Raw genomic sequence first — 20,763 nt, 5'->3', positions numbered from 1 at the left:
GCTACTTGAGCAGTTGTACCGATCGTGCGATGGCGTCGGCCTGCTCGCCCAGGAACTGCTCGGATGGTTCCCCGCTCGGGCTGCCGGAGTTACTTGTGGCAATCTGCCATCGCTGGTCGCCCTGGCCGACGAACGCGACGTAGATCTTCGGCGTCGCGGATACCGGCGGCTTGCCTTCGGCGGCTGCGGGCTTCTCCAACTCCAGGCTTGCCGAGGCGCCGGGTAGGTTGGGGCCGTCCCACGAATCTCGCTTGTCCGCAGTGACTTTCGTTTTTCGGGTCTTGACGAAATCGCTTACCGCATCGGAGTTCGACGACGCCAACCAGCCCTTCACTTCGGGTGCGGCTGTGCTGTCTTCGGAGGGCGTCAGCTTGCGGATGCGCACGTACTGCGCGAATTCGGACGATTCCCATTTCGGTCGGATCTGATAGGTCGTCAGGCCCTTGTTGTTGTGCACGCCGTCGGCGAAGGCCACCCAGTCGTTCGGGACGGTCACATAGACGCCCAATTCGGGGATGTACTGCCGAGTATGCCGCTGCTCGGGCGCGCTGCTGGTGGGCTCAGACTCGGTCTTAGCGTCTTTCGATGACCCGCAGCCGGCAAGTGCTGCAGGCAGGAAGGTGGCGACAACGAGGGCTGCGAGGAGACGGCGATCCGTACGCACGGGTACACCGTAGCGGGTGTCTTTCTGAATGTCCCTGTGAATCGAGGCACCCGAGGATGGGAGCGACTATTGGTCCAGCGTCGCGCGGATACTTACCGTGACGTAGGGCAGCGCCAGACCCGCCGATTGCGCCAGCGCGGGATGGGTGGTGAGCAGTCCCCGAACCTGCTGCAGCGTCTTCTTTCGGGCGGCCTCGGGGGCTGTGATGCAGTAGCTGCGTGAGGCGACCATGTCCAGAAGTGCTTGCGGGGTAAGGTAACTCGTCCACTCGACCTGGTGGCGCTCCTGCCCGGTGAACGGTGCGGGCAGATTGACAGTGTGGTTGAAGGGGTCATCCTCGCTGCCGATAATCTTGCCGAGATCGGCCACCCAGCCCAGCCGTTCGTCTCGGGTGTTCCAGATCAATCCCAGCCGGCCGCCGGGGCGCAGCACCCGGGCGACTTCGGGAATCGCGCGTTCCGGGTCCACCCAGTGCCAGGCCTGCGCCACCAATACGGCATCCACGCTGTTATCGGGTAGTGGAATCTCCTCGGCGGTACCCAGTAGCGCGGGGGTATCGGGGAGTGACTGGCTCAGTACCTCAAGCATTTCCGCGAGCGGATCCACCGCAATCACGTTCAATCCGCGTTCCACCAGACGGGTGGTGAGCTTGCCGGTCCCGGCACCCAGATCCAGCACGTCGCGGGCACCCGCCGGTAGCAGCCAGTCGATTGCCTCAGGCGGATACGAGGGACGGCCCCGCTCGTAGGCCGCGGCCTGCGAACCGAAGGAAAGCGATCGCTCAGCTTGTGCGTCGGGCATTCGCGCTCCCTCTAGTTCGGTGTTTACGAAGCCTGTGTTGCCTTGGCGAGTGCGAGGGTTTCCCGCACCAGTTCACTCACCGCGTCGAACTCGATGAGGAACGCGTCATGGCCGTGCACTGATTCCACTACCCGCAAGCCGGTACAACCGGGCAGCAGGTCGGCTAATTCCTCCTGCAGCCGAAGTGGGTACAAGCGGTCGGAGGTGATGCCTCCGACGACCACCGGGACCGGGCAGCCGCGCAGCGCCTCCGCGACACCGCCACGGCCGCGTCCGACGTCGTGCCGATTGAGTGCCTCGGTCAGGATGACGTAACTGCCGGCATCGAAGCGCCGCACGAACTTGTCGCCCTGATGTTCGAGGTAGCTCTGTACCGCGTACCGGCCACCCGCCCAGGGATCCTCGGATCCATCCGGTCCCACCTGCGGGTCGTTCCCGAACCGGGTGTCCAGTTCGACCTCGCCGCGGTAGGTCAGGTGTGCGATCCGCCGGGCCAGGTTCAGTCCCTTCAGGGGGCTACGGCCACTGCCGTGGTAGTCACCGTTCTGCCAGTCGGGGTCGGCCTGGACGGCGGCGATCTGTGTGTTTTGTGTGCCGATCTGATCGCCTGTTGCGCGCGCGCCGACCGCCAACACCAGGGCCGCGCGCACCGAATCTGGGTACATGACAGCCCATTCCAGTGCGCGTGCGCCACCCATCGAACCGCCGACGACGGCGGCGACCTCGGTGATGCCGAGCTGCGCGAGTGCCGCGACATCGGTGCTCACTTGATCGCGCACCGACACCTCGGGGAATCGCGAGCCCCACGGCTTTCCGTCCGCGGCAACCGAAGTCGGACCGGTTGAACCTCGGCAGCCGCCCAACACGTTGGTGGCGACTGCACACCAGTGATCGGTGTCGATGGCCGCTCCCGGGCCGATGATTCCTTCCCACCAGCCGCCGGTGATGTGCTCGGGCCCGGCCGGTCCGACCACATGCGAGTCGGCGGTGAGGGCGTGGCATACGAACACCACGTTGTCGCGACGCGGTGACAGTTCTCCCCAGCTCTGCACCGCGATGGTCACGTCGTCGACCACAGCACCGCTTTCCAGCGTGACCGAACCTATTGGCACATAGGCGATCTCGTCACCCTGGGGGAGAGCGACGTTGGGAGCGGGAAGCTGCTGGTCGGCGGATGAGCCGCTTGCGCGAAGATCGTCGGTCAAGGTCACAATGATGCCACCGCCGCGGACTGTTTGAGTCGCCGCACCGCGGCGAATCCGGCGTCGAGGTCGGCCAGGATGTCATCGATGCCTTCGATTCCGACGGCCAACCGGACGAGCCCGGGGGTGACGCCGGAGGCCACCTGTTCGGCGGGTGAGAGCTGTGCATGTGTCGTGCTCGCGGGGTGGATGACCAGCGAGCGCACATCACCGATGTTGGCGACGTGGCTGTGCAGGCTGAGCGCGTCGACGAAGGTGGTGGCTGCCTCGGCTCCGCCGTCGAGCTCGAAGGCGAGCACGGCACCGGCGCCCTTGGGGGCCAGCACCTTCGCGCGCTCGTGCCAGGGGGAGGTGGGCAGGCCCGCGTAGTTGACGCCGGTGACCTCGGGCTGAGCAACGAGGTAGGTTGCGACGCGTTCAGCATTTTCCACATGGCGCTGCACGCGCAGGCTTAACGTCTCTAGCCCCTGCGCGATGAGGAACGCGTTGAACGGTGAGATGGCGGGACCGAGGTCGCGCAGCAGCTGCACGCGCGCCTTGAGCGCATATGCCGGTGCGCCCAGATCGGCGAAGACCGCCCCGTGGTAGCTCGGGTCCGGCGTCGTGAAGCCGGGGTGGCGGCCCTGCGTCCAGTCGAATGTGCCGCCGTCGACGATCACGCCGCCGATCGCATTGCCGTGTCCACCAAGGTATTTAGTGGCCGAATGCACGACGATGTCGGCGCCGTGTGTCAGCGGTTGGATCAAGTAGGGCGTGGCGACGGTGTTGTCGACGATGAGCGGGATGCCCTCGGAATGCGCGACCGCGGACAGGCCGGGGATATCGAGAATGTCGTTCTGCGGGTTAGAGATTGACTCCGCGAAGAACGCCTTGGTCTGCGGGGTGATAGCGCGGCGCCAGGAGTCCAAATCGTCGGGGTCATCGACGAAGGTGGTCGAGATGCCCAGGCGTGGCAGCGTGTAGTGCAGCAGGTTGTAGGTGCCGCCGTAGAGCCGGGGGCTGGACACGATGTGATCGCCGGCCTGCGCAACGTTGAGAATGGCCAGGGTTTCGGCGGCCTGCCCGGAAGCCAGCAGCAGGGCGGCGACGCCCCCCTCGAGGGCCGCGATGCGTTTCTCCACAACGTCCTGCGTCGGGTTCATGATCCGCGTGTAGATGTTGCCCTCTTCGGACAGCCCGAACAGCGCCGCGGCGTGCGCTGTGTCGTTGAAGACGTAGGAAGTGGTCTGGTAAATCGGCAGCGCGCGGGCATTGGTTGCCGTATCGGCGGACTGGCCCGCGTGGATCTGCTTGGTTTCAAAGGCCCACGTAGCGGTGGGGTCGATATCAGTCATGGGAGCTCCTGGGGTCGTCGTGTGTTAGGTCAGCGTCGGGAACAACACCGACAACAGGAATGCAGGGAACTACCCCTGACTGACACACACTTCATCGGGCCAACCTGTCTTCTCGGGGCCCGCCATCGGACCCGCGCTTGCCGTGTGGCCAACTGTCCTTCAAAAACCCAGTCGGCTACTCAACCTGGTCAATCACCCGGGGCACCCCACCGCGGTTGGAGGGTTGCCGACCAGCGAGCCGGGGCTTGACGCTGGTACTCATGACCATTGAGCAGCGTATCGCAATTCACCGAATGGTTGCCACCAGGTTGCTGGGCCGTCAGGGGGAGCGCGGTCACGGCCCGTCCGCCCGCCTAGGCTCGGAGGCGACGTGATACTGAATAGGGCATCCGTGTGACCCACGGGGTACCTGAGATTTTGACCGACCAACAAGTCCGATCAACGATGCCGGGAGTGACCATGAGTGCGCAGCAGCCGACCATCATCTACACGCTGACAGACGAGGCGCCGCTACTCGCGACGTACTCCTTCTTGCCGATCATCCGGGCCTTCGCCGGACCCGCCGGTATCGACGTCCAAACCAGCGATATCTCCGTCGCCGCGCGCATTCTCTCTGAGTTCGCCGACCTCCTTCCCGAAGACCAGCGGGTGCCCGACAACCTGGCCGCGTTGGGCAAGCTGACGCAACTGCCCGAGACCAACATCATCAAGCTGCCGAACATCAGCGCGTCGGTGCCGCAGCTGCTGAACGCCATCAAGGAACTGCAGGGTAAGGGCTACCAGCTGCCCGACTATCCCGAAGACCCGAAGAACGACGAAGAGAAGGACATCTTGGCGCGATACACCAAGTGTCTCGGTAGCGCCGTGAACCCCGTTCTACGCGAGGGTAACTCGGACCGTCGTGCGCCGCGTGCGGTAAAGGAGTACGCGCGCAAGCATCCGCACAGCATGGGCAAGTGGTCGCAGGCGTCGCGCACCCACGTCGCGACCATGAAGGAAGGTGACTTTTACCACGGTGAGAAGTCGCTGACGCTGGATCGCGCCCGCAAGGTCAAGATGGTGCTGACGACCACCAATGGCGAGACCACCGTGCTCAAGGCCGAGGTGAAGCTGGGCGAGGGCGACATCATCGACAGCATGTTCATGAGCAAGAAGGCGCTCTGCGACTTCTACGAAGAGCAGATCGAGGACGCCTATAAGACCGGCGTGATGCTCTCCCTGCACGTCAAGGCGACCATGATGCGCGTCAGCCATCCCATCGTCTTCGGCCACGCGGTGAAGATCTTCTACAAGGACGCCTTCGCTAAGCACCAGGAGCTGTTCGATGAGCTGGGCGTGAACGTCAATAACGGCATGTCAGACCTCTACAGCAAGATCGAGGCGCTGCCAGCATCGCAGCACGAGGAGATTATCCGCGACCTGCATGCCTGTCACGAGCACCGGCCCGAGCTGGCGATGGTGGATTCGGCCAAGGGCATCTCGAACTTTCACTCGCCCAGCGACGTGATCGTGGACGCCTCGATGCCGGCGATGATCCGCGCCGGCGGCAAGATGTACGGCGCCGACGGCAAGCTCAAGGACACCAAGGCCGTGAACCCGGAGTCCACCTTCTCCCGGATCTACCAGGAGATGATCAACTTCGTTAAGACCCACGGGCAGTTCGATCCGACCACCATGGGCACCGTGCCCAATGTGGGTCTCATGGCGCAGAAGGCCGAGGAGTACGGCAGCCACGACAAGACCTTTGAGATCACCGAGCCCGGCGTCGCCGACATCATCGACATCGACACCGGCGAGGTGCTGCTGAGCCAGAACGTGGAGGCCGGCGACATCTGGCGCATGCCGGTCGTCAGGGACGCGGCGATCAAGGACTGGGTCAAGCTGGCCGTTAACCGTGCGCGGGAATCCGGTATGACGGTGGTGTTCTGGCTCGACACCGAGCGCCCGCACGAGAACGAGCTGCGCAAGAAGGTCAAGACCTACCTCAAGGACCACGACACCGAGGGCCTCGAGATTCAGATCATGCCGCAGGTATGGGCGATTCGGTACACCATGGAGCGGGTGATCCGTGGACTGGACACGATCTCAGCGACAGGCAACATCCTGCGCGACTACCTCACCGACCTGTTCCCGATTTTGGAGTTGGGCACCAGCGCCAAGATGCTCTCCATCGTGCCGCTGATGGCCGGTGGCGGGTTGTATGAGACCGGGGCCGGAGGCTCGGCGCCCAAGCACGTCAGCCAGCTGGTGGAGGAAAACCACCTGCGGTGGGACTCGCTGGGTGAGTTCCTGGCCCTGGCTGTCAGCCTTGAGGACCTGGGCATCAAGACTCAGAACGCGCGCGCCAAGATCCTTGCCACCACGCTGGACGCCGCGACCGGAAAGCTGCTGGAGAACGACAAGAGCCCGTCGCGCAAGACCGGTGAGCTCGATAACCGCGGCAGCCAGTTCTACCTCGCGCTGTACTGGGCGGCAGAACTCGCTGCGCAGACCGAGGACATTGAGCTGGCGGAGCTGTTCGCACCGCTGGCCAAGCAGCTGGTGGAGAACGAGGACGCGATTGTCGCCGAACTCAACTCCGTACAGGGCGGTCCCGTGGACATCGGTGGGTACTACCAGCCGGACCCGGCGAAGATCACCGCGGCGATGCGCCCGAGCGCGACCTTCAACGCCGTGCTGGCGTCCGTCGAGGTCTAGCCGCTGAATTCCTTACGCCGAATGTCGACTTTCTGGGCGGTGTACCCGCACATTTGCCCGGAAAGTCGACATTAGCGTTACCAGTCCGACCCGAGGAGGCGGATGAATCCCCGCTGGTGGGCCTGGCGCGAGCAGGTGTTCGGGGATTCTCACGAGATCTGGCGAAATGGCGTCTACTTTGATGGCCTGCTCGTGCGTTTCAACGCCGACTCCGAAGATGTGGCAACAATGCTCGCGATCGGCATCGCCGACGAAGACTACGTCGCTGCCCTCTCGATTGCCGAGCTCGCCCGCCTCGGCCTTGCACAGACGCAGTTCGTGGACCTCGTTGGCAAGGCTGTACCCAATTCCGCAGGGCGATTCCGGGTATCAGTGGGACAGGCCCTGTTGGCGCTGACCGGCGACGAGCCTGCCGCGGCCGAGCTGATCTTGTCGGTGCTGAAAACCGCCGACAGTCGTGACGATCGGCTCGATGCGGCGATCGCGCTCGCCTTCTTGACCCCGACGGGGCATCTTGTGCAGTCGCTCGGCCAGGCGGTGGCTCGCGACCCCGACTACTTCGTCAGGTACCACGCCGCGAACGCCCTGTTGCGGTATGCCGGTCGCGACGAAGGCATCTCAGTTGAACTCGTCGACTTGATCGGGAGTCGTGCCAGCCCGGCGAAGTGGCGGCGCGCGGCCGAGGTGCTCGCACAGCCGTTCCGCGATGCCTAGCTGGCGTCGGAAGCTGCGCTGCGCTTGGCGGCGATCAGCGGGTCGATCAGGTCGGTGATGACCTCGGTGACCTGGCCGGGCGCTTCGAACATGGGCACGTGTCCCTTGCCCTTGAGGGTGATGCGTCGCGCGTCGGCGGGCAGGCCCTGGCTGATGAGTTTCCCGAAGCGGCCCGCCGGCACGATCTCGTCCTTCTCGCACAGCACGAGCTGTGCAGGCACCGAGATGGTGTTGAGGTGCTGCAGGCCCGGGGCGGGCAGGATCGACGTCAGCGACGGGAAGTAGGCCGGGCAGTGCGTGATGTCCTCGAAGATGCTGTGGAAGTCCGGCAGGCTCAGTGCTTCGGTCTCTCCGCACAGGGCGCGGGCGGTGGCCAACTTCACGAATGGCAGGCCCGACGCGCGACGTCCGAAAATTCGCGAGAACACCAGCCAGGGTGCCATGGCCGCGAACTTCACCACGATCTCCGCCTTGAGTGCCGAGTACTTGGTCCAGCCGCCGGCAGGGGCGATCGCCGTCACGCTGCGGGCCCGGCCGCGCTGCGCCAGACCCAGAGCGATCCATCCACCCAGCGAGTTGCCCACCAGATGGGCTGTTTCCCAGCCCTTCTGGTCCATGATCTGTTCGAGCTGATCCAGGTAGACGTCGATGGAACGTTGGGAGAACGCGGGCAGCTTGGGCATCGGGCCACCGCCGTTGTGACCGGGATACGTGGGCGCGAACACCTCGTAGCCGGCGTCGGCAAGCTGCTCGGCGACGGTCTCCCACACCGACTGCGACAGCATGAACGGATGCAGCAGCAGGATGGGCTCGCCCTCGCCCATCTCGATGGGCGCCCGCTTGTTCGATGACTTCGACAAGACGGCTTCCAACATGCGGGTCCTCCTCATAGTGTCAACAGCGGCGTTGACATTACCGACTTTTGCGTCAACTTACCGTGCTCGATGTTCTTCGCCTTGGCGGCTCATCACTGTGGGATGTTCTTCGCCCTGGCGGCTCATCACTGTCAGAGCGCTCAGCTAGGGTCAGCGGCTGATGAGCGCCGAGAAGATCACCGTCACCACCATCAACGTCAACGGCATTCGTGCCGCGGTCAAGGAGCGGTCGGCCGAGAACCGGGGTCTGTTGCCCTGGCTTGAGCAGACGACCTCCGACATCGTCTGCTTGCAGGAGGTCCGTGCAGAGGAGGAGCAACTCCACGAGGCGCTGGCCCCGGCGCTGGCCGCCGGATGGCACGTGGTGAATGCCCCGTCGAACGTGAAGGGCCGCAGCGGCGTGGGGATCCTCAGCCGAGTTCCTGCCGCCTCCACCAAGGTGACGTTGGACGCGGACGGCGGTGAGTTCGACGGGTCCGGCCGATACCTGGAGGCCGAGATCGGCGACCTCACCGTGGCGAGCATCTATGTGCCCACTGGAGAAGCCGGTACGGAGCGCCAGGAGGAGAAGGAGCGCTTCATGGCGGCCGTCGGCGCGAGGATGACGCAGTTGGCCGCTCACGACCGTGACGCGGTGATCTGCGGCGACTGGAACATTGGGCACACCGAACGAGACATCAAGGCGTGGAAGGCAAACCAGAAGAAGGCCGGTTTCCTGCCGGAGGAGCGGGCGTGGATCGGCTCGCTGCTGGACGCCGGGTGGGTCGACAGCTTTCGGGTGCTGCACCCGGATGTCGACGGGCCCTACAGCTGGTGGTCTTGGCGCGGAAAGGCCTTCGACAACGACGCGGGCTGGCGTATCGACTATCACCTCGCCACCGCCGATCTCGGGCGGCGTGCATACGCAGCGCGGGTCGATCGGGCCGACTTGTATGCGCTGCGTTGGTCCGATCATGCGCCGGTGACGGTGGAGTACCGGACCCGGTAGCGCGGTCCACGGGGCAATCGGCGAGTAATCGCGTTGACCGGTCATGCCAGGATGGATGCACCATGACGACTGCTGATACCGCACATCCCGCGCGGCTCTTCTCCGGGATCCAACCCACCGCCGATTCCCTTCACCTCGGAAATGTGCTGGGTGCGGTGCAGCAGTGGGTGCGCCTGCAGCGCGAGTACGAGGCGTTGTTCTGCGTCGTAGATCTGCACGCCATCACCGTGGCGCAGGATCCCGAGGAACTGCGGCGGCGTACCCGGGCCGTGGTCGCGCAGTACATCGCGCTGGGCATCGACTCGGCCGAGAGCACCATCTTCGTGCAGAGTCACGTGCCCGCACACACCGAATTGGCTTGGGTGCTGGGATGTCTCACCGGCTACGGCGAGGCGTCGCGGATGACGCAGTTCAAGGACAAGTCGGCCAAGCAGGGGACCGATGCCACCACCGTCGGGCTGTTCACCTATCCGGTGTTGATGGCCGCCGACATCCTGCTGTATCAGACCAATCTGGTTCCGGTGGGCGATGATCAGCGTCAGCATCTGGAACTCACGCGCGATGTGGCTCAGCGTTTCAACGGTCGCTACGGCGAGACCTTCGTGCTGCCCGAGACGTTCGTGCCGAAGAATGCGGCCCGGATCTACGATTTGCAAGACCCGACGGTGAAGATGAGTAAGTCTGCGTCGGCTCCGACGGGATTGATCAATCTGCTCGACGATCCGGCGGTGTCCGCCAAGAAGATTCGGTCGGCGCAGACCGACAGTGATCGGGAGATTCGTTTCGACCGTGAGAACAAGCCGGGTATCTCGAACCTGCTGAGCATCCAATCGGCACTCACCGGTGCCGATATCGACGCCCTTGTCGACGGGTATGCGGGCCGGGGTTACGGGGATCTGAAGAAGGACACGGCCGAGGCGCTCGTGGAGTTCGTCGCGCCGGTGCGCGACAGGGTGAACGACCTGCTCACCGATACCGCGGCACTCGATGACATTCTGTCCGCGGGCGCCGAACGCGCCAGGGAGCTGGCAGAGAAGACGCTCACCGAGGTCTACGACCGGATAGGGTTTGTCCGGCCCGCGAGGTAGCGAATAGCAGAGGCGGTGAGCGGTGGCCGACGACAATAAACCCGGAATACTTGACCGCTATCGTGCGCGGTTTCCTTGGTTCGACCACGTCATGCGCATGCAAGAGCGCTATCAGAACGTCAAGGGCAACTTCTACGCCGCGGGAATCACGTATTTTACGGTGTTTGCGCTGTTCCCGCTCATGATGGTGGGTTTTGCGGTCGCCGGTTTCGTGCTGTCGCGCCAGCCGGAGACGATTGCGGAGTTACGTACCCGAATCAGCGAGACGGTGTCCGGCGAAGTGGGCAATCAGCTAATCAACTTGATGGATACCGCGATTGCCTCGCGCGCCAGTCTGGGCCTTGTCGGCCTGGCGACGGCGGCCTGGGCGGGGCTGGGCTGGATGGCCAATGTGCGCGAGGCGCTCACTGCCATGTGGGAGCAGCCGGACGAATCGGTCGGGTTCGTGAAGGGCAAGCTGTCGGACCTGCTGGCCTTGGCTTCTACGTTCCTTGCGCTCGCGCTCACCATTGCGGTGACGGCCGTCGGCGACGAGGCAACCATCATGCGGATACTCGGTTGGGTGGGGCTGCACGACGTCTCGGTTCCGGCCCCGTTGCTCAAACTCGCGACCGTCACGGTGGCCATCGTGGTGTCCTGGGCGCTGTTCACCTGGATGATCGCCCGGCTGCCGCGCCAGCGACTGCCCTTCGCGAGCTCGGCGCGCGCCGGACTCATTGCAGCGATCGGTTTCGAGCTGTTCAAACAGGTCGCCTCGATCTATCTCAAGGTGATCATGCACGGCCCTGCCGGATCGACGTTCGGCCCGATCCTGGGCATCATGGTGTTTGCCTACATCACCGCGAGGTTGCTGCTGTACGCCACGGCGTGGGCGGCGACCTCCGAGCGCGCCATGCTGATGGCACCGGTGCTGCCGCCGCAGCCGGCGATCATCTCGACTCGGCTGGAGACGAGCTCGCGGCCGTCGACGCTCGGCGTGATCGCCGCGGTGAGTGCCGGAGCGCTTGGTGCGCTGGGTATTTCATGGCTGGGCCGAGGCCGCGACTAGTTTGACGTCGCGAAGGCTAGGTCTGGGCCCGCTGGTTGAGCGACCTGGCCGCCAGGATGAGACCGAACACGATCATCGCACCGATGATCGTCACGCCCACCCGGACCGGGACGCTGTTTACCGCGTCGGTGGTGAGACCGGCGGCCTGGGCGGTGGCAGTGTCATCGGCATGCGGCTTGGTCAACAGCGACGGGTCGGGGTCGACGAGCTTGCCCACCGAGGTGTCCCGGGGGGTCGAGAAACCATAGTCGAGCAGATGGGCGGCCTGCTCCCACGGCGCGATCGGTAGCCGGGTACCGCGCAGCATGGTGACCACCAGCCGCCGGCCGTCGCGCTCGGCGGCGCCCACAAAGGTCTGTTGCGCGTCGTCGGTGTATCCGGTCTTGCCGCCGAGAGCGCCCGGGTAGTTGTAGAGCAGCTTGTTGTCGTTGCTCATTTCGTACGCCGGATGGGCGTCGGGTTCACCGGGTTTGGCCGGGTGACCGGGGAAGGTTGCCTTCGGCGCCGATACGAGATCGGCGAACGTCGGATCGGCGAACGCGTACTTATAGAACAGGCCAAGGTCATAGGCAGAGGTACTCATGCCGGGGCCGTCGAGACCGGACGGGGTGGCCACCCGGGTGTCGCGCGCGCCGAGCTTCTGCGCCATCTCGTTCAGATTGCCGACGGTGGCGTCCATGCCGCCGAGCTGAACCGCCAACGCGTGCGCGGCGTCGTTGCCCGAGTTCATCAGCAGACCGGTGAGCAGCTGCCGGACGGTATAGGTACCGCCGACGTCGACACCGACCTTGGTGCCTTCGCTGTTCGCATCGTCCTGGGTCCCCACCACTGCCTGGTTGAGGTTGAGGTTGTTGATGGCGTCCATGGCGACCAGCACCTTGATGACGCTGGCGGGCCGGTGCCGGGCGTGGGGGTCCTTGGCGGCCACCACATTTCCGGTGTTCAAGTCGGCGATCATCCAGGATTCTGCGGAGACGTCATTGGGTATCGGGCCGGTTCCGTCGGCGGTGATCACATCGCAGCGTCCGAGCATGTCGCCGCCGATGGGCTTGGCGGGCAGCGGGAGCGGCGCGGGCGGGTCGCCGCCGGCTTTAGGGACCTCGGAGGAATCGACCGCGGGCGGGGTGACGACCTTGTACGGGCACCCGCTGGTGTCCGGCGGGGTGAATCCCGGCTCGGCGGAAGCCATGGGGGTGCTCAGCGGGAAGGCGGCAACGATCAACCCGGCGGCGGTGGCCGCCGCGAGACGTGTCGCAGAAGTCCAGGTGATCATCGCTTCGCCACAGTAGGCGAACACCACCCTGAACTGGGGGATGTTACGGCTGTGTCGTATGTGACTTGTGAGTTCAGTGCCCGGCCGGTGCGATATCGGCGAGGTCAATGTGGCCGACGGCGGAAGAGCCGATGCAGCCGAACCAGAGTTTGCCGGCCGATTCAACGACTCCGGTTGTGGTTTGCAGCCTGTTGTCCTGGCCCCGGAGGTTCGCGAGCGTTGCACCGGTTTCGGGGTGGAAGGCGACAACCCAGGCGTCGGCCGCGATCGTCGGCTGGATGGAATCCGGTAGTTTCCAGATCAGTTTTCGCAGAATGGGTGCTCGGGGCACCAGCTGCTCGAGTGCGGCGTTCCGTGGTCCCGCCATGGCTACCCAGATGCGACCGTCGGCGCCGGTGCTGATGTTGTCCGGCATGCACGGCAGTTCCTCTGCCAGTCGGGATATCTCACCCTGCTGCGCCCCATGGAGGGCGATGCTGCTCAACCTGCGCCCAATGGTCTCGGCGAACACCAACCGAGATTCGTCGGCTGTCAAGGTGACACCGTTGGTGAAGTACAGGCCGTCGGCGATGGTGGTGACGGTGCCGTCGGTGTCGCGACGGAACACCCGCCCTGTGCCCCGACCCTCGATGGCGGCGGCGCGATACTCCTCGAACGGAAAGCGTGCCGTTGATTCACTGAAATAGATTGTGCCGTCCGATGACTCGGTGACATTGGAGCAGAAAATCAGTGGTGGCCCGTCGACCTTGGTGACCAGCGGCTCGATATCTCCGGAAGCTGGGTCGAGTGCCAGCACCTTGTCTCGGCTGCATATCAACACTCGCCCGTCCCGCGCGATCTGCAGGCCCAGCGGTGGATGCTCGGTGGTGGCCACGTGCGTGACCTCGGAACCATCGGGAGCGATCCGCAGGATCTTGCCGTCCACCACGCCCGTCCAGATGTTTCCGGCGGCGTCGGCCACCACATCCTCGGGGCCGTGGCCGGGCAACGCGACGATGCTCAGTGGCGGCAGCGGCTGCGGATTCAGGGTGAGCGCCCGCACTCCGGGCGGCTGCCAGCGGATGGGATCGATCGACGGCTTGGCCATGGGGAAGAGTATGACTTCTGTCTTTCAGGCGATGCTTGGAGGCGCTGAGGAAACGACACGTTCAACACGCCGCTTCCTCGCTTTCGGATTTGCCGGGAAATGACTAAATGCTGGTAGATGGAGTAGGTTCTGGTTTCTGTGCGCCAGTCTGAGGTGTGTGCAATCAAGGGCGGGGGGCTCCGAGGATGGCTGGTTATCAACATGCTGAGGCCATGCTCGATATCGGCCGCCCAGCGGACGCGAAGCGTCTCGCGGAAGAGGCGTTGGCGGCTACCCCGGAGAGCGCTGTACTGCGGATTCTGCTTGTCCGCTGTCTGATTGCCGTGGACGAAGAGCGGGCAGCGTTGCCGATGGTCGACCAGCTGGTTACCGAGAGCCCGGAGTGGGATTACCTGCACCGGTTGCGCTCCGTCGTGCTCATCGGAGTGGACCAGCCCGTGCGAGCAACGAAGGCTGCCAGGCGTGCAGTGGCTCTGGACTCGGGGGACGGCTGGAACCACTATCAGCTCGCTGCCGCGCTCAACGTTGCCGCCATCGCGCTGCCACGGGGTTCCGAAGCGAATGAGAAGAAGAAGCGCGAGGCGCGCGAAGCTGCGCGGCGGGCGGTGGCATTGCGGCCGGAGGAACCCGCATTCCACCGGATGATTGGCTTCCTGCATAGCGAACCCGAACACCGGGAGATCCGGGAAAGGGCTTGGCGGACAGCGCTTGAGCTGGATCCGGAAGACACCACGGCCATGACGGCGCTCGCTGGCGATCAAGCCATGCGCTCTCTTCGAAGCTCCGGGCTCGACAAGATGCGCCACGCGCTGCGCCTCGACCCGCAGCGCGCGCCGAACGTTCGGCAGGTGGTAGCGGCGGCGTTCAATCGTGCTTTGCTGTTCCCACTGCTGCTCACCGTGCCCAGCGGGATCGCCACGATCCTGCTGGCCCTCCATGCGGTTCCCGACACCTGGTGGTCCAGGGCCGTGCCCATCGGATTTTCGGCCGCGAGCTTCGCTCTGCTGGCAGAGGCTCTGCTGAGGGTTCGGTCCTCGCTGCGCGCGATGTTCGCGAAGGCCGTGAAGCTGGCTAGGCGGTTGGTCGGATGGATTCTTGTCGCCGGTTCGCTGCCGATCCTGTGGCTCGCGACACGGCATCCAATTGCCATGGTGTGTTTGGTGTTAGTGCTGATTCCGGGGGTGTGGGTTGCCGCGGTAGTGGCCTGGGCGGGGGTCACATGGGTATTTAGGCTCGGTCAGAGCACCGTCGCGGACAAACCGGCACCGAGGTGGGACGCATATCTGGACAACCAGCTGAGCTCCCCGACTCGGGAGCAACAGACTCCGGAGCAGAAGAGGAGGAGGAGCTGGAGGTGGATGGTTTTCGTTGGCGGGTTTGTCCTAGTTCGAATCGTCGCCTACATCGTGACGGGTACGCACGACAATCTGCCGCCCAGGACCAGCAGTTCACACGGCAGCACCAATGTCCACGCTGCGCTGTTCCAGGTTGGACAGTGCGTCAAGACTTTTGATGACCGGGTGTGGATGCCGATCCTCGTCACGGACTGCGCCGACCCTCACGCAGTATTCCGGGTGGCTTCGTCGTCGGCGTTCGCCTGCCCGAATGTGGCCTATCGCTCGTATGTGACGGGCGGGGCAGCGCTTTCGCCAATCTGTCTGGCGAAAAATCTTCGCGAGGGAATGTGCTACCTGTGGCCGGGCTACGGATCGCACCCGGTGGCTGATGCGCCCGCAAAGATGGCATCGTGCACCGATCCGAGAGTCCACCTCAAAGTCGAAAAACGAGTCGATGGGCATGGGCCGCCATTGATTTGCCCGCCAGGTCAGTCAATGGAAGCATTCCCCACCCCGGCGCCGGGCGTCGCCTATTGCCTCAGCGATCCGCATCCGTAGTCGCGGGCCTACGCTGAGGTGGTGGCTGGTCAGGTTCGAGAGCGCACCGACGAGTTCGAAGCGCTACGTCCACGTCTGCAGGCGGTGGCCTATCGGCTCACCGGCAGCGTCGCCGACGCCGAGGACATCGTTCAGGACGCGTGGCTGCGCTGGCATTCCGCGACAGACGAGATCGAAGACCTGCCGGCCTGGCTGACTACCGTGGTGTCCCGGCTCGGGCTCGATAGGTTGCGATCGGCCGTGTATCGCAGAGAAACCTATGTGGGGGAATGGCTTCCGGAGCCGGTGGTCACCGGCCTGGACGGCAACGATCCGCTGAACGCCTTGGTGGCCAGCGAGGACGCGCGCTTCGCGGCCATGGTGGTGCTGGACCGGCTGGCACCCGATCAGCGGGTCGCCTTTGTCCTGCATGATGGATTCTCGGTGCCCTTCAAGCAGATTGCCGAAACTCTTGGTGTCAGCGACGCCGCCGCGCGCCAACTGGCATCGCGTGCGCGACGCACGGTGGCCGCCACCCCGGAACCGGTGGCCGATGCTGACCACAACGAGGTGGTGGGCAAGCTGTTGGAGGCCCTCATGTCGGGCAGCGTGGAAGCGGTTGTGCGGCTGCTGCATCCCGATGTGACGATGACGGGAGACTCCGACGGCAAGGCGCCGACCGCTGTCCGGGTCATCCGTGGCCCCGACAAGGTGGCACGTTTCCTGCTGGGGCTCATGGAGCGCTACGGCCCGCAGATGATGCAGGCGATCAATCCTGCCTTGGTCAACGGTCAGTTCGGCATGTATCTCATGGAGACAGACACCGACCCGAACTTCAGGCCGGTGCTGCCCCGCGTGAGTGCCTACACGGTGCGGGACGGCAAGGTGCTGGCCGTCTGGGACGTGAGCAATCCCGACAAGTTCACCGGCTCACCGCTGGCGCGCAGCTAGGCGTCGCGGCTGATCTCCTGGCTGGCCCACGGAACTCGGCAGGCATCACCAGAGTTGAAGCCCTGCTCCGTGATTCCCAGTGCCGCGTAGGTGCGGGCGCGCATGTTCTCGACGCCGATTTGATAGCTCAGCTCGATCACCCCGGCGTCTCCGAACCGCCGCCGCAGATCCTCGACCTGCTCGTCGGTGATGTTGTGTGGATTGCCGGTCATCGCGTCCGCGTAGGCGATCGCGGCGCGCTCGTCATCGGTGAACAGGGGAGAGGTCGCATAGTCGTCAATGGCCTTGAGGCGTTCGACATCTAAGCCATCCAGACGTTGCAGCATGGAACCGAAGTCCACACACCATGAGCAGCCCACCGTGCGGGCAGTCCAAAACACAGCGAGTTCACGCACATTGGCCGGCAGCACTTTGGATGCGCTGCCCAGCATCTGTTCGTGCATCGCGGCGGCCCGCATCAACTTGGGGTGATGAGCGATCACCGTAAACGGCTCGGGCACTTCGCCGAATCGCCGCTTGGCGAATCGATACATGATGCGGGTGAGCAGGGTGGCATTCCGCGGGGCAATGGGTTCGATGCGTGTCGTCTTGCCGGATGTGTCAGTCATACCCGTATGACGAGGCAGCCTAGGAATGTGTGACAGACCGTCGATCAGCCAGTTGCCGAGTGTGAGCTCTGCTGCGACAAAAACGCCGAGTGTGAGCAGCAGGGCTCACACTCGGCGGTAAGGCGGCTGGGGCTAGCGCGCGAACATCAGCGCGCGCTTAACCTCCTGGATCGCCTTGGTGACCTCGATACCGCGCGGGCAGGCGTCGGTGCAGTTGAAGGTGGTGCGGCAGCGCCACACTCCGTCGATTTCGTTGAGGATGTCCAGACGCTCGGCGGCGGCCTCATCGCGGCTGTCGAAGATGAACCGGTGCGCGTTGACGATCGCCGCGGGACCGAAGTAGCTGCCGTCGCTCCAGAACACCGGGCAGCTGGTGGTGCAGCACGCGCACAGGATGCACTTGGTGGTGTCATCGAAACGCGCGCGGTCGGTCTGGCTCTGGATGTACTCGCGCGTCGGCTGGTTGCCGCTGGTGATCATGAACGGCTTCACGGCGCGGAATGCGTCGAAGAAGGGTTCCATGTTGACCACGAGATCCTTTTCCACCGGGAGACCGCGGATTGGCTCGATGGTGATGGTGAGCGTCTTCTTCGGGTTCTTGGGCAGCAGATCCCGCATCAGCACCTTGCAGGCCAGCCGGTTGACACCGTTGATTCGCATGGCATCCGAGCCACACACACCGTGCGCGCAGGACCGGCGGAAGGTCAGCGTGCCGTCCAGGTAGCCCTTCACATACAGCAACAGGTTCAGCAGCCGGTCCGTCGTCAGACACGGCACCCGGAAACTCTGCCATCCGGCGGCGTCCGGGTCCTCCGGGTTGAACCGCTGAATCTTGAGCTCCACCATGACCGCGCCCTCGGGGACTGGGGGCAACGGCGGACCTACGGGATCGCTCGACTGATCTTTCTCGATAACCGCAGTCACTGTCCGGTCTCCTCTTCGCGCAAGCGGCTCATCGTCAGTACTTCCGTTCCATCGGCTCGTACCGGGTCTGGACGACGGGCTTGTAGTCCAACCGGATGTCAGAAAGTAAGTCGGCACCTTCCTTGTAAGCCATGGTGTGTCGCATGTAGTTGGTGTCATCGCGGTCCGGGTAGTCCTCGCGGGCATGTCCGCCTCGGGACTCCTTGCGGTTGAGCGCTCCCACTACGGTCACCTCGGCGAGCTCGAGCAGGAAGCCCAGTTCGATGGCCTCAAGCAGATCGCTGTTGTAGCGCTTGCCCTTGTCGTGCACCGTGATTCGGCTGTACCGCTCCTTGAGTCGGTGGATGTCCTGCAACGCCTGCTTGAGGGTCTCCTCGGTGCGGAACACCGCGGCGTTGTTGTCCATCGACTGCTGCAGTTCGGTGCGGATGTCGGCCACCCGCTCGTCGCCGTGCTCGGACAGCACATCGGCTACCCACCCGGTAACCATCGTCGCCGGGTCCTCCGGCAGTTCGATGAAGTCGTGGGCCTCGGCGTACTCGGCGGCGGCGATACCTGCTCGGCGCCCAAACACGTTGATATCCAACAACGAGTTGGTGCCCAACCGGTTGGCGCCGTGCACCGAGACGCACGCGCATTCACCTGCGGCATACAGGCCGGGGACGACGTTGTCGTTGTCGCGTAACACCTGCCCCTTGATGTTGGTCGGGATGCCGCCCATTACGTAGTGGCAGGTCGGGTAGACGGGAACCAGCTCGGTGACCGGGTCGACGCCCAGGTAGGTGCGGGCGAATTCGGTGATATCCGGCAGCTTGGCTTCCAGCACATCGGCGCCGAGGTGACGCACGTCGATGTAGACGTAGTCCTTGTTCGGTCCGGCGCCGCGACCCTCAAGCACTTCGAGAACCATTGAGCGCGCGACGATATCGCGGGGTGCCAGGTCGACAATGGTCGGCGCGTATCGCTCCATGAAGCGCTCGCCGTCGGCGTTGAGCAAGCGACCGCCTTCGCCGCGTACGGCTTCGGAAATCAGGATGCCCAGTCCGGCAAGACCCGTCGGGTGGAACTGGTGGAACTCCATGTCTTCCAGCGGGAGTCCCTTGCGGAACACGATGCCCAGGCCGTCGCCGGTCAGGGTATGTGCGTTGGACGTCGTCTTGTACATACGTCCCGAGCCGCCGGTGGCGAAAACGATTGCCTTGGCATGGAATACGTGAATGTCACCGGTTGCGAGCTCGTAGGCGATGACGCCGGTGGCCACGGGACCGTTGGCGGTCTCGGTGATCGCGATATCCAGCGCGTAGAACTCGTTGTAGAACTCGACATCGTGTTTGACGCAGTTTTGGTACAGCGTCTGCAGGATCATGTGTCCGGTACGGTCCGCGGCGTAACAGGCGCGGCGTACCGGCGCCTTACCGTGATCGCGGGTGTGACCACCGAAGCGGCGCTGGTCGATCCGGCCCTGGGGTGTCCGGTTGAACGGCATGCCCATCTTTTCGAGATCCAGGACGGCGTCGATGGCCTCCTTGCACATGATCTCCACGGCGTCCTGGTCGGCGAGGTAATCGCCGCCCTTGACGGTGTCGAAGGTGTGCCACTCCCAGTTGTCTTCCTCGACGTTGGCCAGCGCGGCGCACATACCGCCCTGGGCCGCGCCGGTGTGACTACGCGTCGGGTACAGCTTGGTGAGCACTGCGGTCCGCACCCGAGGTCCGGCCTCCACGGCGGCACGCATGCCTGCACCGCCGGCGCCGATGATGACGACGTCGTACCGATGTTCCTGAATTATGGCCATTGTCGAAAGCGCCCCTAACCGATGTTCGGATTGAAGGTCAGCAGAACGTACGTGCCGAGCACAACCGTGAAGATGATCGACAGTGCCAGTAGGCAATTGAGCCAGAACCGGGTCGAATCCTTACGGGTGTAGTCGGCGATGATCGTGCGCATCCCGTTACCGCCGTGCAATTGAGCGAGCCACAGCATCGTCAGGTCCCACGTCTGCCAGAACGGGCTCGACCAGCGCTGCGCCACGAAGTTGAAGTCCACCCGATACACGCCGTTGTCCCACATCAGCATGATGAACAAGTGGCCCAGCGCCAGGAAGATCAGGACGATGCCAGAGAGCCGCATGAAGATCCACGCGTACTTCTCGAAGTTGGGCATGCCCGACGCCCGCCGGGGCGCGCGTGGATTGTCCAGTGCGGCAGGGCGGTCGTAGTCGCGCTCCATCACGGGAGCCGGACGGCCGCTGGCGCGGGTGCTCGTATGGGATCCGGTTTGGGGATTACTCATAGGAATCGCTCCGCCATATGCATCAGCAGCCGGGCGGCCGCTGGAACCATCACTACGAACCAGACAGCGCCGATGATCCACAGCATGAGCCGCTGATAGCGCGGACCCTTGGACCAGAAATCGACGAGTATGACGCGTACACCGTTGAGTGCGTGGTACAGCACCGCGGCCACCAGCCCGAGTTCCATAAGGCCCACGAGGGGGGTCTTATAGGTGTCGATCACCGAGTTGTAGACCTCGGGGCTGACCCGCATCAGGGCGGTGTCCAGGACGTGGACGAAAAGGAAGAAGAAGATTGTGGCGCCGGTAATGCGATGTAGGACCCAGGACCACATTCCTGGAT

Annotated in this window: 19 protein-coding genes and 1 riboswitch; of the genes, 7 read left to right on the top strand and 12 right to left on the bottom strand. The window is 64.2% G+C overall.

Going from position 1 to position 20,763, the window contains the following annotated elements; translation table 11 throughout:
- Nucleotide 1: 1 nt before the first annotated feature.
- The 4 genes from FZI91_RS03020 to FZI91_RS03005 form a co-directional block, all read right to left on the bottom strand.
- Nucleotides 2-664, bottom strand: a complete 663-nt coding sequence (locus tag FZI91_RS03020) for a hypothetical protein (protein ID WP_162525708.1) — start codon at nt 662-664, stop codon at nt 2-4.
- A gap of 66 nt (nt 665-730) precedes the next feature.
- Nucleotides 731-1,465 carry a class I SAM-dependent methyltransferase gene (locus FZI91_RS03015; RefSeq protein ID WP_155937138.1) on the bottom strand — a complete coding sequence of 245 codons (735 nt, stop codon included), beginning with the start codon at nt 1,463-1,465 and terminating at the stop codon, nt 731-733.
- Nucleotides 1,466-1,488: 23 nt separating this feature from the next.
- Nucleotides 1,489-2,586: a homoserine O-acetyltransferase gene (locus tag FZI91_RS03010; RefSeq protein ID WP_162525758.1), complete on the bottom strand. Its 1,098-nt coding sequence runs from the start codon at nt 2,584-2,586 to the stop codon at nt 1,489-1,491.
- Nucleotides 2,587-2,672: 86 nt separating this feature from the next.
- Nucleotides 2,673-4,001: a bifunctional o-acetylhomoserine/o-acetylserine sulfhydrylase gene (locus FZI91_RS03005; RefSeq protein ID WP_155937136.1), complete on the bottom strand. Its 1,329-nt coding sequence runs from the start codon at nt 3,999-4,001 to the stop codon at nt 2,673-2,675.
- A 128-nt stretch (nt 4,002-4,129) separates the two neighbouring features.
- A riboswitch (SAM riboswitch) is annotated at nt 4,130-4,267 on the bottom strand.
- Nucleotides 4,268-4,460: 193 nt separating this feature from the next.
- On the opposite strand from FZI91_RS03005, the gene FZI91_RS03000 reads away from it, so the two are divergent.
- Together FZI91_RS03000 and FZI91_RS02995 are read left to right on the top strand one after the other, a co-directional pair.
- A complete protein-coding gene (locus FZI91_RS03000; RefSeq protein ID WP_155937135.1) occupies nt 4,461-6,698 on the top strand; it encodes an NADP-dependent isocitrate dehydrogenase in 2,238 nt (745 codons plus the stop codon).
- Nucleotides 6,699-6,800: 102 nt separating this feature from the next.
- Nucleotides 6,801-7,412 carry a hypothetical protein gene (locus FZI91_RS02995; protein WP_155937134.1) on the top strand — a complete coding sequence of 204 codons (612 nt, stop codon included), beginning with the start codon at nt 6,801-6,803 and terminating at the stop codon, nt 7,410-7,412.
- On the opposite strand, the gene FZI91_RS02990 is transcribed toward FZI91_RS02995, so the two are convergent.
- Nucleotides 7,409-8,287 (bottom strand): alpha/beta fold hydrolase, encoded by an 879-nt coding sequence (locus tag FZI91_RS02990; protein ID WP_155937133.1) that lies wholly within the window; start codon nt 8,285-8,287, stop codon nt 7,409-7,411. The two genes, FZI91_RS02995 and FZI91_RS02990, sit on opposite strands and share 4 nt — an antisense overlap.
- Before the next feature lie 160 nt (nt 8,288-8,447).
- Between FZI91_RS02990 and FZI91_RS02985 the strand changes: the two genes are divergently transcribed.
- The 3 genes from FZI91_RS02985 to yhjD all read left to right on the top strand — a co-directional run bounded on the left by FZI91_RS02985 (nt 8,448) and on the right by yhjD (nt 11,411).
- Nucleotides 8,448-9,275 (top strand): exodeoxyribonuclease III, encoded by an 828-nt coding sequence (locus FZI91_RS02985; RefSeq protein WP_155937132.1) that lies wholly within the window; start codon nt 8,448-8,450, stop codon nt 9,273-9,275.
- 62 nt (nt 9,276-9,337) lie between these two features.
- Nucleotides 9,338-10,363 (top strand): tryptophan--tRNA ligase, encoded by a 1,026-nt coding sequence (gene trpS / locus FZI91_RS02980; protein WP_155937131.1) that lies wholly within the window; start codon nt 9,338-9,340, stop codon nt 10,361-10,363.
- Nucleotides 10,364-10,385: 22 nt separating this feature from the next.
- The gene (gene yhjD / locus FZI91_RS02975; RefSeq protein ID WP_162525709.1) at nt 10,386-11,411 is read left to right on the top strand and encodes an inner membrane protein YhjD; all 1,026 of its coding nucleotides are present in this window, start codon (nt 10,386-10,388) and stop codon (nt 11,409-11,411) included.
- Between the two features lie 16 nt (nt 11,412-11,427).
- Here yhjD and FZI91_RS02970 read toward each other — a convergent pair whose 3' ends face one another.
- Entirely contained in the window at nt 11,428-12,684 is a 1,257-nt protein-coding gene (locus tag FZI91_RS02970; protein ID WP_155937130.1) for a D-alanyl-D-alanine carboxypeptidase family protein, read from the bottom strand.
- Between the two features lie 73 nt (nt 12,685-12,757).
- On the bottom strand, nt 12,758-13,771 hold the full coding sequence (locus tag FZI91_RS02965) for an SMP-30/gluconolactonase/LRE family protein (protein ID WP_155937129.1): 1,014 nt from the start codon (nt 13,769-13,771) through the stop codon (nt 12,758-12,760).
- A 185-nt stretch (nt 13,772-13,956) separates the two neighbouring features.
- On the opposite strand from FZI91_RS02965, the gene FZI91_RS02960 reads away from it, so the two are divergent.
- Nucleotides 13,957-15,666: a tetratricopeptide repeat protein gene (locus FZI91_RS02960; RefSeq protein WP_239001661.1), complete on the top strand. Its 1,710-nt coding sequence runs from the start codon at nt 13,957-13,959 to the stop codon at nt 15,664-15,666.
- Between the two features lie 21 nt (nt 15,667-15,687).
- Nucleotides 15,688-16,596 carry a sigma-70 family RNA polymerase sigma factor gene (locus FZI91_RS02955; RefSeq protein ID WP_162525710.1) on the top strand — a complete coding sequence of 303 codons (909 nt, stop codon included), beginning with the start codon at nt 15,688-15,690 and terminating at the stop codon, nt 16,594-16,596.
- Here FZI91_RS02955 and FZI91_RS02950 read toward each other — a convergent pair.
- From FZI91_RS02950 to sdhC, 5 genes are all read right to left on the bottom strand, one after another.
- Nucleotides 16,593-17,204: a carboxymuconolactone decarboxylase family protein gene (locus tag FZI91_RS02950; RefSeq protein ID WP_155937128.1), complete on the bottom strand. Its 612-nt coding sequence runs from the start codon at nt 17,202-17,204 to the stop codon at nt 16,593-16,595. The genes FZI91_RS02955 and FZI91_RS02950 overlap by 4 nt on opposite strands.
- A 132-nt stretch (nt 17,205-17,336) precedes the next feature.
- Nucleotides 17,337-18,050: a succinate dehydrogenase iron-sulfur subunit gene (locus tag FZI91_RS02945; protein ID WP_239001670.1), complete on the bottom strand. Its 714-nt coding sequence runs from the start codon at nt 18,048-18,050 to the stop codon at nt 17,337-17,339.
- Nucleotides 18,051-18,162: 112 nt separating this feature from the next.
- Nucleotides 18,163-19,917 (bottom strand): succinate dehydrogenase flavoprotein subunit, encoded by a 1,755-nt coding sequence (gene sdhA / locus FZI91_RS02940; protein ID WP_162525759.1) that lies wholly within the window; start codon nt 19,915-19,917, stop codon nt 18,163-18,165.
- A 20-nt stretch (nt 19,918-19,937) separates the two neighbouring features.
- Entirely contained in the window at nt 19,938-20,420 is a 483-nt protein-coding gene (locus tag FZI91_RS02935) for a succinate dehydrogenase hydrophobic membrane anchor subunit (protein ID WP_155937126.1), read from the bottom strand.
- A complete protein-coding gene (gene sdhC / locus FZI91_RS02930) occupies nt 20,417-20,755 on the bottom strand; it encodes a succinate dehydrogenase, cytochrome b556 subunit (protein ID WP_239001662.1) in 339 nt (112 codons plus the stop codon). Before sdhC ends, FZI91_RS02935 begins: the two co-directional genes overlap by 4 nt.
- Between the last annotated feature and the right edge of the window lie 8 nt (nt 20,756-20,763).

Origin of the sequence: Mycobacteroides sp. CBMA 271 (genome assembly GCF_009729205.1) — a bacterium.
Lineage (GTDB): Bacteria > Actinomycetota > Actinomycetes > Mycobacteriales > Mycobacteriaceae > Mycobacterium.
This window is presented reverse-complemented; position numbering and strand designations above follow the sequence as displayed.

Bases quoted from the DNA above. Each gene is read 5' to 3' on its own strand.
- FZI91_RS02965 (WP_155937129.1), bottom strand. From the start codon at position 13,771: ATGGCCAAGCCGTCGATCGATCCCATCCGCTGGCAGCCGCCCGGAGTG.
- sdhC (WP_239001662.1), bottom strand. From the start codon at position 20,755: ATGTGGTCCTGGGTCCTACATCGCATTACCGGCGCCACAATCTTCTTC.
- FZI91_RS02985 (WP_155937132.1), top strand. From the start codon at position 8,448: ATGAGCGCCGAGAAGATCACCGTCACCACCATCAACGTCAACGGCATT.
- FZI91_RS03015 (WP_155937138.1), bottom strand. From the start codon at position 1,465: ATGCCCGACGCACAAGCTGAGCGATCGCTTTCCTTCGGTTCGCAGGCC.
- FZI91_RS02960 (WP_239001661.1), top strand. From the start codon at position 13,957: ATGGCTGGTTATCAACATGCTGAGGCCATGCTCGATATCGGCCGCCCA.
- FZI91_RS02970 (WP_155937130.1), bottom strand. From the start codon at position 12,684: ATGATCACCTGGACTTCTGCGACACGTCTCGCGGCGGCCACCGCCGCC.
- FZI91_RS02950 (WP_155937128.1), bottom strand. From the start codon at position 17,204: ATGACTGACACATCCGGCAAGACGACACGCATCGAACCCATTGCCCCG.
- FZI91_RS03000 (WP_155937135.1), top strand. From the start codon at position 4,461: ATGAGTGCGCAGCAGCCGACCATCATCTACACGCTGACAGACGAGGCG.
- FZI91_RS02945 (WP_239001670.1), bottom strand. From the start codon at position 18,050: ATGGTGGAGCTCAAGATTCAGCGGTTCAACCCGGAGGACCCGGACGCC.
- FZI91_RS02995 (WP_155937134.1), top strand. From the start codon at position 6,801: ATGAATCCCCGCTGGTGGGCCTGGCGCGAGCAGGTGTTCGGGGATTCT.
- trpS (WP_155937131.1), top strand. From the start codon at position 9,338: ATGACGACTGCTGATACCGCACATCCCGCGCGGCTCTTCTCCGGGATC.
- FZI91_RS02935 (WP_155937126.1), bottom strand. From the start codon at position 20,420: ATGAGTAATCCCCAAACCGGATCCCATACGAGCACCCGCGCCAGCGGC.
- FZI91_RS02990 (WP_155937133.1), bottom strand. From the start codon at position 8,287: ATGTTGGAAGCCGTCTTGTCGAAGTCATCGAACAAGCGGGCGCCCATC.
- FZI91_RS03005 (WP_155937136.1), bottom strand. From the start codon at position 4,001: ATGACTGATATCGACCCCACCGCTACGTGGGCCTTTGAAACCAAGCAG.